Annotated in this window: 11 protein-coding genes; 5 read left to right on the plus strand and 6 right to left on the minus strand. The window is 69.8% G+C overall.

From position 1 onward, the window contains the following. Positions 1-608: 608 nt before the first annotated feature. Both ASG00_RS17695 and ASG00_RS07720 read right to left on the minus strand, forming a co-directional pair. The coding region (locus ASG00_RS17695; protein ID WP_235559436.1) for a hypothetical protein at positions 609-1,698 on the minus strand (1,090 nt) is incomplete at its 5' end. Between the two features lie 1,069 nt (positions 1,699-2,767). After that, positions 2,768-3,391: a TetR/AcrR family transcriptional regulator gene (locus ASG00_RS07720; protein WP_056208182.1), complete on the minus strand. Its 624-nt coding sequence runs from the start codon at positions 3,389-3,391 to the stop codon at positions 2,768-2,770. 97 nt (positions 3,392-3,488) lie between these two features. Between ASG00_RS07720 and ASG00_RS07725 the strand changes: the two genes are divergently transcribed. From ASG00_RS07725 to ASG00_RS07735, 3 genes are all read left to right on the plus strand, one after another. Beyond that, positions 3,489-4,238: an SDR family oxidoreductase gene (locus ASG00_RS07725; protein WP_056208183.1), complete on the plus strand. Its 750-nt coding sequence runs from the start codon at positions 3,489-3,491 to the stop codon at positions 4,236-4,238. A 12-nt stretch (positions 4,239-4,250) separates the two neighbouring features. Next, positions 4,251-5,165 carry an NADP-dependent oxidoreductase gene (locus ASG00_RS07730; protein WP_056208186.1) on the plus strand — a complete coding sequence of 305 codons (915 nt, stop codon included), beginning with the start codon at positions 4,251-4,253 and terminating at the stop codon, positions 5,163-5,165. A gap of 524 nt (positions 5,166-5,689) precedes the next feature. Next, positions 5,690-5,911 (plus strand): hypothetical protein, encoded by a 222-nt coding sequence (locus ASG00_RS07735; protein WP_156454714.1) that lies wholly within the window; start codon positions 5,690-5,692, stop codon positions 5,909-5,911. Here ASG00_RS07735 and ASG00_RS07740 read toward each other — a convergent pair. Together ASG00_RS07740 and ASG00_RS07745 are read right to left on the minus strand one after the other, a co-directional pair. Continuing rightward, on the minus strand, positions 5,877-6,242 hold the full coding sequence (locus ASG00_RS07740) for a DoxX family protein (RefSeq protein WP_056208195.1): 366 nt from the start codon (positions 6,240-6,242) through the stop codon (positions 5,877-5,879). The two genes, ASG00_RS07735 and ASG00_RS07740, sit on opposite strands and share 35 nt — an antisense overlap. 103 nt (positions 6,243-6,345) lie before the next feature. Further along, positions 6,346-6,999 (minus strand): hypothetical protein, encoded by a 654-nt coding sequence (locus ASG00_RS07745; RefSeq protein WP_156454713.1) that lies wholly within the window; start codon positions 6,997-6,999, stop codon positions 6,346-6,348. Between the two features lie 163 nt (positions 7,000-7,162). Here ASG00_RS07745 and ASG00_RS07750 point away from each other — a divergent pair, with 163 nt between their 5' ends. Continuing rightward, entirely contained in the window at positions 7,163-8,104 is a 942-nt protein-coding gene (locus ASG00_RS07750; RefSeq protein ID WP_056208201.1) for a DUF4190 domain-containing protein, read from the plus strand. 30 nt (positions 8,105-8,134) lie between these two features. Here the strand turns inward: ASG00_RS07750 and ASG00_RS07755 are convergent, their stop codons facing one another. Continuing rightward, positions 8,135-8,617: a PaaI family thioesterase gene (locus ASG00_RS07755; RefSeq protein ID WP_048809104.1), complete on the minus strand. Its 483-nt coding sequence runs from the start codon at positions 8,615-8,617 to the stop codon at positions 8,135-8,137. Positions 8,618-8,744: 127 nt separating this feature from the next. On the opposite strand from ASG00_RS07755, the gene ASG00_RS07760 reads away from it, so the two are divergent. Then, complete coding sequence (locus ASG00_RS07760; RefSeq protein ID WP_056208205.1) at positions 8,745-10,472, plus strand: acyl-CoA dehydrogenase; 1,728 nt, start codon at positions 8,745-8,747, stop codon at positions 10,470-10,472. A 21-nt stretch (positions 10,473-10,493) separates the two neighbouring features. On the opposite strand, the gene coaBC is transcribed toward ASG00_RS07760, so the two are convergent. Further along, positions 10,494-11,420, minus strand: a 927-nt coding sequence (gene coaBC, locus ASG00_RS07765; protein WP_235559437.1) for a bifunctional phosphopantothenoylcysteine decarboxylase/phosphopantothenate--cysteine ligase CoaBC, incomplete at its 5' end; no start/stop codon positions are given.

Below are 11,420 nucleotides of genomic sequence, written 5' to 3' on the forward strand. Positions count from 1 at the left end.
TCGTTCAAGTAAACAGAGAAATAGTGGAACTCACAACGCTGTAATTAAAGTGAACGGCAACGCAGGAGGAAACGGCGACGTCGATATGGGTGGCCGGAGCGAGGGATCATGTGGTGCCGCTGAGTGGACTGCGCACGGAAGGATTCCAGTTGGAGTCGCCGACCGGCGATGGTACGAGGAGACATCTCGATGCAACCCCGACGTGGGCCAAAGGACAATCCACAGCGCGACCAGTGGGTGAGGGCGACGAGCAACGCGCACTGATGACGGCAAGCCACTACTCGTATCCGTCACCTGGTCGTGTCCCACGCTCATGTTGCGTCGTGCGGTGGCGTGCGTAGCTGTCCGCCCGAGCCGGACGTAGTCATTCATGAATCCCATACGCGCATCCATCCATGCGTGTCATGGGCGCGCCACCAGGCAGCCGGGATTCCCAGCGCGCCCAGGCTCGGGATCTGTCAGCTGCTGGCTGCGCCTCCGCGACCGACGTCGACCAGGCGGGGCCGACTGCGGCCACGAGGCCGCTGCGAGCGTACTCGGGTTCGTGATGGACGACGCTCGCAACACCTCGCCACGGCAGCATTTCGCGGAGCGTGCCGGTCGTTCCCCTATGCGCCAAACGACGACGCTTCGATTGCGCGCGCGATCGCCCGGAGTCGCTTCGCGGCGATGCTGGGAGATGAGGGCAGCGTGTACCTTCCGCCCGGCTCGTTCTGCACTGCCGCGACTTCGGGCAACGCGAGAAACCTGAGCACGTGGGACACCTCGTCGTCCGTTGTGACACTGCCGGCGCGACTCATGACCCGTCTGATGTCGCGGGCAGCGATCGGTTCCGGGTTGTCTTGGCTCGCTTCGGCCGCGAGTTCGCGTAGGACGCCGGTTATCAGCGAGAGCTGCTCCATGGCTTGGGAATGTCGAGCTTCGACATCGTCGCGTCCATCGACCGTCAGAAGTTCTGCGACGTCGCGAGCGGAGAACGGATGTGTCTCGTGTGCTCGCAGCAGCCCGGCCAGGTCGGCAACAGATAAGAGGACCACTCCGTTCGGCTTAGCCCAGTCTGAAAGCCTTCCGCTTCCATCGAAACGCGGGGCGATCACTGCCATGAGTGTCGCTCCGTGTTTTGCCGCATGCTCTTTCAACGCGGCGAAATTCACGGATCCCTCGTTGAGCTGCCCTGAGGCCGACTTCGCATCGACGATGGCGCGCGCGACAAGCGTCAAGCCAGATTTCACAGTCACGATGACGTCCGTACGACCGGGCCCGCCGAGGTGTTTCGACTCCACGCCGAGTGCCACGAACGCTTCTGCACAGGCCTTCTCGAATCGGTCGGGGTTCGCGGAGTCACGAGACGCCGTTTCCAGCTCGGCGATGAGCTGCTCTACTCGGGGAGCGTCCAGCGCCACCGGAACACTCGTGTCCTCATCTCCGGTGGTGACCATCGTGACTTCCGCGATCGGGAGTTCTCGAATCAGCGCTCGACCGAGGCCGGTAAGGACATATCGGGCGTAGCCGATAGCAGCGACAGCGCCTGCGCCGCTCAGGTAGCGCAGGATCCCGGCTGTGCGGCCTTGGCGTGGCGCATCCGATGAGGCTGCGAACTGTCGTGAATGAATCTCTCCAACCGAGCGCGGCTGGTCGTCGAGCTGCACCAGGAGCTCCCCGATCCCGAGAAAACGAACGTGGAGCAGGCGAACCAGGNNNNCGACGAACTCGTAGATGCCGAGCGCCCCGGCCGCGTCGACGAAGCTCTTGGCGGAGCTCGCGCTGATCTCGTATTCGGCCGACACGACACTCACGGCCTCTTCCTTGGTCGTGCCCGCGGACGCGAGCCGCGCAAGCGCGGTGAGAGCGCCAACTGGATCTTTCGTGAGATAAGACCAGGACAGCGATCGCTTCTCCGAACGCGCTCTTTCGAGCGCAGTGGCGAGTGCTGGCGGCGCGGGTGGAAGGGTCACGTCAGCGTGGGCCTCGGACAACACCGCGCGAAGCCCCTCGGGTGTCTGAAGCTCGATTCCCGCAAGGGCAGAGTGCCCGTCGGCGGTGATGCGATGGAATCGATCCGGCCCGTCTTCGACGAGACCCATCGAGTGCAGCCATGCAAGCCGTCGCCGAATCTGATCGAGAGAGGTCCACGACATGAGAAATTCCGTCGTCGCGTGAGCATGAAGGTCCTCGACTCGTGCGGGCGCCTCATTGATTCGAGCCAACATCTCTCCGAAGTAGGCGACGCGAGCGTGCATGATGCGGAACAGGTCGTCGCGGTTCGGGTCTTGGAGCCATTGCCGGCCGAGATCGGTCAGTTGGATGCCGTGATCGCCTCGCGCAGTGAGCTCGAGTGGTGCGATCTGCTTCTGAATGCGCTCGGCAGACTCCGGGTCGCCCACCGGACCTGACGGAGCCTCGCCCGCGAATGCGCGCATCACCTCGCGCAGCGTGGACAGCTGGGCATCCGCTCCCCCCGGCAGCGAGGGCGCGGTGCTGGCCAAGTCGGACCACGGCAAGCGTGGGATGTGCTGAGTCATGTGCATACCCTAGCGACGAGCGTAGGAAGACTTACAAGGCTATTTCCGGAATTGATCTCAATGCTCGCCAAAACGTATAAACACGAGTCGATCGTTATGGCCGCCATTGATGCATGTACTCCCATATATCATAGGCGGACGATGTCCAGCGCTAATGGTGCTCAGTACCGATCTCGTCACCGCCACTTTCACCAGATCAGTCACCGCGTTCTTGCCGGCCCTATCCGTGTTATCGGGCCGGAGGCTCACACGGCGCTCGCGGGCGTCGCGAGTGCGTCGACCGCGAGCAGTGCCAGGTCGGCCGACGCGCGCAGCTGCCGTCTCGAGACGCCCGCGGTGGCGTGCACGGCATGCCCCTCCGTGACGACCATGAGGTAGCGGGCGAGAGCCGCGGCATCCGTCCCTGCGACGAAGTCGCCTTCAGCGACCGCGCGAGCGAGGCGCTCGGCCAGTCGTCGCTCGCCCGCCAGGCGGCTCCGCCCGAGGAAGGCGGGCACGGTCTCGTTGCCATCGGCGCTGGCGAGTCCGCCCTGGATGGTGAGGCATCCCGCGGGCCGATCGGAGCGCGTCACGGCATCGATGTTGTCGAGAAGTAGGGCACGCGCGACGGCGGGGCCGGTCGGCTGGTCGAGCGCGCGCTCGGCGTAGGTCATGTCGGTCTGCGCATAGCGGGCGATGACCCGTTGGAAGAGCTCTTCCTTGCTGCCGAACGCCCCGTACAGGCTCGGCCGGTTGATACCCATGGCGGCGGTGAGATCGGTCAGGGATGCCCCGTCGTACCCGTGCACCCAGAACACCCGTGCGGCGGCGTCGAGTGCAGCATCGGGGTCGAAGGCGCGCGGTCGTCCGCGTTCTCTCGTCTCAGCCATGCCTGAATCATACCGTGCGGTACAAAAATTTGACATGCGATCCCCGCGCGCCTATCTTGCCTTTAGTACCGATCGGTACATAAAGAAGGAGAGGGACATGGAAGAGCTCGCGGGAAAGACCGCACTGGTCACCGGAGGGACGGCGGGCATCGGTCTCGCGGCCGTGCGTGCGTTCGTGGCGGAGGGAGCGCACGTGGTCGTGACCGGCCGTCGGGAGGCTGGCCTTGCCGCCGTGGCCGCGGAGTTCGGAGATGCGGTGACGACGGTCGCGGCCGACGTCGCCTCGCTCGATGACCTCGACCGCGTCGCCGAGGCGATCGCCGCGCGGGGCGCCGGCCTCGACGTGGTGTTCGCCAACGCGGGCGGCGGCGAGTTCGCGGCCCTCGAGGACATCACGTGGGAGCACGTCACCCAGACGTTCGGGGCGAACGTCGGCGGCGTCGTCTTCACCGTGCAGAAGGTGCTGCCGCTGCTGAACGCGGGAGCGTCGATCGTGCTGACCGGATCGAACATCGATGTGAAGGGCAGCCCGTCGTTCAGCATCTACGCCGCCTCCAAGGCGGCCGTGCGCTCGCTCGCACGCAGCTGGGCCGCAGAGCTCGTCGGCCGCGGCATCCGGGTCAACAGCGTCGCTCCGGGCCCGATCGAGACCCCCGGACTCGCCGGACTCGCGACCGATCCGGCGCAGTCCGACGCCCTGCTCTCTGGACTCGCCGCCGGGGTGCCGATGCAGCGCCTCGGCCGCCCGGAGGAGATCGCGCAGGCCGTACTGTTCTTGGCGAGTGCACGCAGCGCCTACATGACCGGCGCGGAACTGTACGTCGACGGCGGCGCGAGCCAGATCTGAGAGGGGCGAGCAATGTCGCATGCGATGGTGATGACCGCCTTCGGGGAGCCGGAGGTGCTGCAGTGGCGCCAGATGGCAGCGCCCGTGCCCGCGCCCGGCGAGGTGCTGCTGCGCGTGAGGGCGGCAGGCATCGGCCCGACCGACCTGCAGATCCGTCGCGGTCGTCTCGCCGCCGTCTTCCCGCAGGGCCCCGGGTCGGTGCTGGGGTTCGAAGCGGCAGGAGTCGTCGAGTCGGTCGGAGCGGGCGTCGCCGATGTCGCCGTCGGCGATGAGGTGGTCGCGCACCTGCCGCAGCAAGGCGGGTATGGCGAGCTCGTCGCCGCGCCGGTGTGGTTCCCGAAGCCCGCTTCGCTGTCGTGGGCGGATGCCGCGGCCCTGCCCGCGTCCGCGGAGGCCGCCGTCGGCACACTGCGCGAGGTCGGGGCTGAGGCGGGGGAGACTCTCGTGGTGCTCGGTGCGGCCGGATCGGTCGGGGCGCTCATCGTGCAGCTCGCGAGCGCGCGCGGAGTGCGCGTGATCGGTGCGGCGTCGGAGAGGGACGCCGACACCGTCGCCGCCTACGGCGGGGAGCCGGTCGTCTACGGCGATGGGGTCTTCGAGCGGATCGCCGTCACGGGTGTCCGCCGCATCGACGCGGTCATCGACGCGGCCGGCCGCGGCGGACTGGTCGAGGCCGTCGCCGCCACCGGCGACCCCTCGCGCGTGGTCACCCTCGTCGGGTCGGCGGAGGTCGCCCGCAGCAGCGCACGCCTGTCGCACCCGTCGCCCGATCGGGCACCCGATGCGCTCGCGATCACGGTGCCGCTGCTCGCCGCTGGAACGCTTCGCCTGAAGCCGCACCGCGAGTTCGCGCTCACCGACGCGGCCCGCGCGCACGCGCTGCTCGAGTCGGGAGACGTGCGGGAGAAGGTCGTGCTGCGGGCCTGATCGTTGCCGATGCGGCGGATCAGACCGGGGCGCCGACCTGACGGTCAGTCGGCCCGGTCGGGGCGGTGCGATAGGCCTCACGCCAGCGCTGCGCGCGCCGCTGCGGGCGGCGCGCGCATACGTCGCTATTGCGATGCAGACGGCAGGAGCTCCGATCTGCACCGGCTCCTGCCAGACGGCGGAGGGGGCGATGCTCAGGCCGATCGCGAGCATGAGCAACGCAACGAGTATGCCGTCACCCGCGGCCGCCCACAGATCCTGCTCCTGCAGTGTCCACATCGCCCACCATTCGCGCGCAGCTCTGGCCACGTCGACCCCCGTCTCCGTGCGCTCACGGTAGCGGGAGGATGCGGCATCCGTCTGTCGCCCGTGCGGGGGACGCGGTGGTGCGGGGAGCCCGCCGTGCCGGCCGGGCTCCCCGCGAGACGCGGGTCAGTGCGAGGAACGGCGGCACGCTGATCTCGGACTGAGCGCGCCGCTCGCGCGCTCTCGCTATGCTCACGGCAACGTCGTGAGGGGGAACGATGATGACGGATGACTCGTCCGGGCGCCGCCGGATCCGCATCGGCTGGATCGCATCGCTCGTGTTCGCGCTCATGTGGGTGGCGCTCGGAACCTGGAGTCTCACGACCGGCGGTGTGCTGATCGGGGGCGCGCAACTGGCGCTCGGGGCGATCTGGCTGGTGCTGGCGGTGATCCGCGGGGGCGCGCTCAGCCGAGGGCGAGCACCCCGAGCGCCGCACTGACCAGCGACAGCACCAGCGCCACGGCGGCGGGCGCCGGATTCTCGCCCCGGCGCACATGCACGACGGTCGCGCCGACCATGAGAACAGCGAGCGCTGCGGCGGCGACGGCCGCGATGAAGGGCAGGATGCCGGTGGCCAGCGGTGCGATCAATCCGACCGCGCCGACCACTTCGGCGACGCCGATGAGCACCACCTGGCCACGGGTGAACGACTCGACCCATGCGAGTCCGACCGTTCTCAGCTGATCCGGCGTGCGGATGATCTTCAGACCGCCGGTCGCGAGGAAGGCGAGCGCGAGCACCACGTTGACGATCCAGAGGGCGATGAGCACGCGGCATCCTTTCGTCGAGCGGGTGCGACGCCGCGTTCGGTGTCGTCACGCGGGTTTCGTCGCTGTCGCGAGAGTATCGCGCCGCAGATCGCCGCGCGCGGGATTACGAGCAGGTCTGCTTCGGCGTGACGGATCCGGGGCACAGGCGCAGGGTCACGGTCGAGTTCGTCTTGGTGCCGTCGGTGTGCAACAGCGTGAACGTGAACGGCTCGGAGGACCGTGAGCAGTCGTAGACGAAGCCCGTCGCGGTGCCCTGCGTCTGCGTCGCCAGCGACCACTCCTGGAAGGGTGCGGCGCTCGCATCGGTGGTGTTCACGCCGAACCAGAGCGTCGTGCCGGTCGCTTTCCACGCTGCCGTGAGCGGGAGGTTGGGCGTGCTCGAGCAGTCTCCGCCGCCGCTCTCGACGCCTACGGCCGCGTGACTGATCGACCCCGTCGACGGCGCGGTCGTCGTGGTGCCCGTTCCGCCTCCTCCGGACGATCCTGAAGTGCTCGATGTGTGCGCCGGTGTCGGGGTGGCCGAGGCGGGCGGCGACGAAGGCGCCGACGGTGTCGGAGTCGGCGTCGACACGGATGTCGCGGCGGCGCCCGCGACCTGCGCACCGCCCATGAGTAGCACGGTGACGAGCACCGATGCGGTGGCGATGAGCAGCGCGGCCAGCACGGCGATGATCGCGATCAGTCCTCGGCGCGATCGTTGTGGCGGCGCAGGCGGAGTCGGCGGGAGCGGTGCGGTGGGGCCTGCCGGATCCGACATGTGCGGAACGCCCTTCGACGCGAGGCGGGAGTTGTGGCCGCCAGTCTAGGGATCGGTCGAGGCGCGCGACAGGGGGAATCGAGCATTGCGCCGGAAGGTTCGAGCATCCAGCCGACGCAGAGGTACGGCATAGTGAGCTCTCAGGTTCTGTCATACTCGCGGCATGACCTCCGTGCCGCCGCCCGAGAGCCCCACTCCTCCGAACGACGGCGAGGAGGCGCCTCCGACGGGAGCACCGGCTGCGGACCCGCCCGCTCCGGTCACCTCGCCCGCGTCCGACGCCGGTGAGAGCGGCGTCGCTCCTTCCATCGAAGCGCCGGACGCGACGTCCCCGGCAGGACCCTCGCTGCCGCCTCCGCCGGCCTATCCCGCGCCGCCCCGGGCGTCGTCCGGCCCCCGCGCCGGCGGCCTCGCGATCGCGGCGCTCGTGGTCGGCATCGCGGCGTTCGTCCTCGGGCTGGCTCCCGGGCTCGGCATCCTGATCGGCGGGACTGCGGTCGTGCTGGGAATCGTGGCGCTCGTGAAGGGCGCCCGGAAGGGCTTCCCGGTCACGGGCATCATCCTCGGCGCTCTCGGCGTGCTGGCCTCGATCGCAACGACGATCGCCCTGATCGTCGGGCTGTCCCTGCTGCCGACGATCGTCGAGAGGTCGGCCTCGGCGAGCCCGCAGACTCTCCCCTCAGCCACCCCGCGGGACGAGGCATCCGTCGTACCCGGCGCGGGCGCGGTGCCGACCGGATTCGACGACGTCGACGCGGCCGTCCTCGCCGACATCGTCGCAGACCCCGACGGTCACGTCGGCGAGAAGGTCGTGGTCTACGGGTTCGTCAGCCAGTTCGACGAGGCGACCGGGCCGTGCCTCGCGCTTCTCGGCGTCGGCGCAGCGCAGTCGACGTCGAGCTGGGACTACCCGCACGACGTCATCGGCGGCGGCGGTGACGGCATCACGTGCCCGACGCTCGAGGGTGTCCTCGAAGGCGACCATCTGAAGCTGTGGGTGACGGTCGCCGGCAGCTACACCTATGGTGCGGTCTCGGGTGAGGACGTCAGCGCTCCCGCGTTCGACATCGCGCACGTCGAGCTGCTCGAGCCGCTCACGTCCTGAACGAGCGGATGCCGCGGCATCCGCTCTGCCTCACAGCACCAGCAGCGAGCTGGTGGCGGTGGCGAGCACGGTGCCGGCGGCGTCGGTGATCGCGCCCTCGGTGAAGATGACGCGTCGGCCGGGCTTCACGACCCGTCCCGTCGCGAGCAGTGGACCTGTCGCCAGGGTGATCGGGCGCAGGTACGACACGGTGATGTCGATCGACGTGTAGCCCTGGCCTGCGTCGAGGGTGGTGTGGCCGGCGCAGCCGCACACGGTGTCGAGCAGCGTGCACGCGAGCCCGCCGTGCACGGTGCCGATCGGGTTGTAGTGCTCGCCGCCCGGCTCGCACACGAACACCACGCGTCCGGGCTCGACCTCGGTCAGGCGGAAGTTCATCGTCTGCGCGATCGGCGGCGGGGGCAGGTGTCCGTCACGCAGGGCCAGCATCGCGTCGAGTCCGCTCATTGCGGCGACGCCGTCGCGCACGGCGATCGGGTCCGTCCACGTGAGGGTGCGGGTGTGCTCGGTCATGCTGCTCCTCTGCATCGAGGTGGTCGGGTCACACCCTACTCGTGAAACTCAGTCTCACGTACTATGGTTCTCGATGTCACTCGCGACTCCGCGTCGCGCGCGCCGCCCGCCCAACGAGGGGAACCCCATGGCCGCCCAGTCCTCGCCGTACACCCCGCCCGTCGCCGAGTACGGATTCCTCTATCGCGAGGTGTTCGGCGGCGACGTCGTCGCCCGCGCGACGGGTGGCGCCCTCAGCGCCGACGACGCCGTCGACGTGCTCGAGGCCGCCGGCGACTTCGCCGCCGAGGTCATCGCCCCCCTCAACGCCATCGGCGACGCCGAAGGCACCGTCGTCGTCGACGGCGACGCCCGCACCGCCCCCGGTTTCAAGGAGGCCTACGCCGCGCTGGTGGAGGCCGGGTGGGTCGCCGCCGAGGCGCCCGAGTCGGCCGGCGGCGAGGGCCTCCCCGCCGTCGTGCAGGCCGCGCTCGGGGAGATCTGGAACGCCGCCAACCCGGCGCTCGCCCTGTGCTGGATGCTCACCCACGGTCAGATCCACGCGCTCGACGCCTATGCGGGCGACGAGGTGCGCGAGACCTACCTGTCCCGGCTCGTCGAGGGGAGCTGGACCGGCACCATGAACCTCACCGAACCGCAGGCCGGCACCGACCTCGGCGCGATCCGCACGACCGCAACCCCGAACGGCGACGGCAGCTGGTCGATCACCGGCCAGAAGATCTTCATCACCTGGGGAGACCACGACGTCGCCGAGAACATCGTGCACCTCGTGCTCGCCCGCACCCCTGACGCTCCCGCGGGCGCCAAGGGCCTCTCCCTGTTCGTCGCCCCGAAGTTCCTCGTCGAGCCCGACGGGTCGCTCGGCGCACGCAATGCCGTGACGACCGTGTCGGTCGAGCACAAGCTCGGCATCCACGGCAGCCCGACCTGCGTGCTCGCCTACGACGGCGCGACCGGCTACCTGGTCGGCGAGATCGGCGGCGGACTCGCCGGCATGTTCGTCATGATGAACTCCGCCCGCCTCGGCATGGGGCACCAGGGCATCGGCCTTGCAGAGCGCGCCTACCAGCAGGCCTCCGCCTACGCCACAGCCCGTCTGCAGGGGCCCGTGCCCGGTCGCCCCGACGGCACCGCCATCGCCGAGCACCCCGACGTGCGTCGACTGCTGCTGTCGATGTCGAGCAGCATCAGCGCGATGCGAGCGCTCGCCGTCTACGTCGGCGACCTGTTCGACCGCGCGGACGACGCCGACAACCGTCAGCTCGCCGAGTACTTCGTGCCCATCCTCAAGGGGTGGGCGAGCGAGGAGGCCGTGCGCATCGCCTCCGACGGCATCCAGGTGCATGGCGGCATGGGCTTCATCGAGGAGACCGGCGCGGCCCAGCACTACCGCGACGCCCGCATCATCCCGATCTACGAGGGCACCACCGCGATCCAGTCCAACGACCTCGTCGGGCGCAAGACGGTGCGCAACCAGGGCGAGACCGCGCGCCGCATGTTCGACCTCGCGCGCGCCGCGGTCGCGACGCTGGCGGGCTCCGACGAGCCGGTCGCGCGCCGCACGGCCGAGCGCCTCGAGCGCGCCGTCGCCGCCGCCGACCGTGCGACCGCTGCCGTGGTCGGCTTCGGCGCCAGCCCCCGCGACGCCCACGCCGTGAGCGTCGACTACCTGTGGCTGCTCGCGCTCGTCGCCGGCGGGTGGATGCACGCGCTGATCGTCGCCGCGACCCTCGCACACGACGGACGCGACGCCGACGACGAACGCCGGCTCACCGAGGCCGACTTCTTCGGGGCGCACCAGCTCGCGCACGCGCACGCGCTCGCCGAGTCGGTGGCCGCCGGCGAGATCGGGTGAGGCGCGGCATCCTCCCCTGACTCAGTGCGCGGCGCGCACCGCGACGATCGCGTCCCACAGGGCGTCGGCCGTCTCGCGCTTCGAGCCGCTCGTGCGTCCGACGATGTCGCCCGCGGCGTCGACGAAGAAGAGACTGTTCTCGGATGCCTCGAACCCGGCCTCCCAGCCGACCTCGTTGACGGCGAGCAGGTCGACGCCCTTGCGCTCGCGCTTGCGGCGGGCGCGCTCGACGAGCGCGTCGCCGGTGGCGGTCTCGGCGGCGAATCCGACGACGGTCTGCCCGGCCCGCCGGTCACGGGCCAGTCCCGCCAGGATGTCGGGGTTCTGCACCAGCTCGAGCGTCAGCGTCTCGCCGGCGGCCTCCTTCGTGACCTTGCCGTCCGCGATCTGCGGCACCCGGTAGTCGGCGACGGCCGCCGCCATGACGACGACGTCGGCTGTCGCCGCGGCATCCGTCGTCGCGGTCAGCAGCTCTGCCGCGGTGCCGGCGTGCGACACGGCGATGCCGGGCACGGATGCCGCGGCCCCCACGCCCTCGTCGACGTGCGCGAGGATCAGGTGGACCTGCGCGCCGCGCGCCGCCGCCGCGAGCGCGACGGCGACACCCTGCTTCCCGCTGGAACGGTTGCCGATGAAGCGCACCGGGTCGATCGGCTCGCGGGTTCCGCCCGCGGTCACGGTGACCCGCAGACCCTCGAGGTCACGGGGGCGCACGGCGGCGAGCGCGATCCGAAGGATCTCATCGGGCTCGAGCATGCGTCCGGGTCCGGAGTCGCCCCCGGTCAGCTCGCCCTCGGCCGGACCGGCGATCACGACACCGCGGGAGCGCAGCGTCGCGACGTTCGCGACGGTCGACGGATGCCGCCACATCTCGGTGTGCATCGCGGGGGCGACCACCACGGGCGCCGTGGTGGCGAGCAGCGTCGTGCCGAGCAGATCGTCGGCGAT

It is taken from the genome of Microbacterium sp. Leaf351 (assembly GCF_001423825.1).
In the GTDB taxonomy this organism is placed as follows: Bacteria; Actinomycetota; Actinomycetes; order Actinomycetales; family Microbacteriaceae; genus Microbacterium; species Microbacterium ginsengisoli.

Bases quoted from the DNA above. Each gene is read 5' to 3' on its own strand.
- ASG00_RS07720 (WP_056208182.1), bottom strand. From the start codon at position 3,391: ATGGCTGAGACGAGAGAACGCGGACGACCGCGCGCCTTCGACCCCGAT.
- ASG00_RS07725 (WP_056208183.1), top strand. From the start codon at position 3,489: ATGGAAGAGCTCGCGGGAAAGACCGCACTGGTCACCGGAGGGACGGCG.
- ASG00_RS07730 (WP_056208186.1), top strand. From the start codon at position 4,251: ATGTCGCATGCGATGGTGATGACCGCCTTCGGGGAGCCGGAGGTGCTG.
- ASG00_RS07735 (WP_156454714.1), top strand. From the start codon at position 5,690: ATGATGACGGATGACTCGTCCGGGCGCCGCCGGATCCGCATCGGCTGG.
- ASG00_RS07745 (WP_156454713.1), bottom strand. From the start codon at position 6,999: ATGTCGGATCCGGCAGGCCCCACCGCACCGCTCCCGCCGACTCCGCCT.
- ASG00_RS07750 (WP_056208201.1), top strand. From the start codon at position 7,163: ATGACCTCCGTGCCGCCGCCCGAGAGCCCCACTCCTCCGAACGACGGC.
- ASG00_RS07755 (WP_048809104.1), bottom strand. From the start codon at position 8,617: ATGACCGAGCACACCCGCACCCTCACGTGGACGGACCCGATCGCCGTG.
- ASG00_RS07760 (WP_056208205.1), top strand. From the start codon at position 8,745: ATGGCCGCCCAGTCCTCGCCGTACACCCCGCCCGTCGCCGAGTACGGA.